This is a genomic window from Corallococcus llansteffanensis (genome assembly GCF_003612055.1).
In the GTDB taxonomy this organism is placed as follows: domain Bacteria; phylum Myxococcota; class Myxococcia; order Myxococcales; family Myxococcaceae; genus Corallococcus; species Corallococcus llansteffanensis.
Window position 1 is genome coordinate 1 of sequence record NZ_RAWB01001129.1, and the last position, 704, is coordinate 704.

General features: G+C 71.0%; 1 protein-coding gene. It reads left to right on the plus strand.

What is annotated here, in order from left to right; all coding sequences use genetic code 11:
* Positions 1-704 (plus strand): AMP-binding protein (locus D7V93_RS43765; RefSeq protein WP_147451716.1); only part of this gene is annotated, 704 nt, incomplete at both ends.

Consider the following 704-nt stretch of genomic DNA (forward strand, 5'->3'; position numbering starts at 1 on the left):
GAGTTGTTCGCCCCGCTCGCCAGCGGCGGCGCCGTGGTGGTGGCGCGCAATGCCTTGCACCTGGCGGAGCTGCCCACCGCTTCGGAGGTAACGCTCGTCAACACCGTGCCCTCCGCCATGGCCCAACTGGTGCGCCTGGGCGCGGTGCCGGCGGCAGTGCGCGTCATCAACCTCGCGGGCGAGGCACTGCCGGAGACGTTGGCGAAGCAGGTCTACGCCCTGCCCTCCGTACAGAAGCTCTACAACCTCTACGGCCCGTCCGAGGACACGACGTACTCGACAGGCTCTCTGGTGGGACGCGAGGAGGTGCCGCTCATTGGCCGGCCCCTCCCGGACACGCGCGCCTACGTCCTCGACGCCACGCTCCAACCCGTGCCGGTGGGTGTCGCCGGTGAGCTGTACCTGGCGGGCGAAGGCCAGGCCCGCGGCTACCTGCTGCGACCGGACCTCACCGCGGAGCGCTTCCTCCCGGAGCCCTACGGCCCTCCGGGTGGCCGCATGTACCGCACCGGTGACCGCGTCCGGTACCGCGAGGACGGGCGGCTGGAGTACCTCGGCCGCGTCGACTTCCAGGTGAAGGTGCGCGGCTTCCGCATCGAACTGGGCGAAGTCGAAGCCGCCCTGCGCAAAGCTCCGGGCCTCAAGGACGCGGTGGTGGTGGCGAAGGGCGAAGCCGCCGACAAGCGCCTCGTCGCCTACGTCGT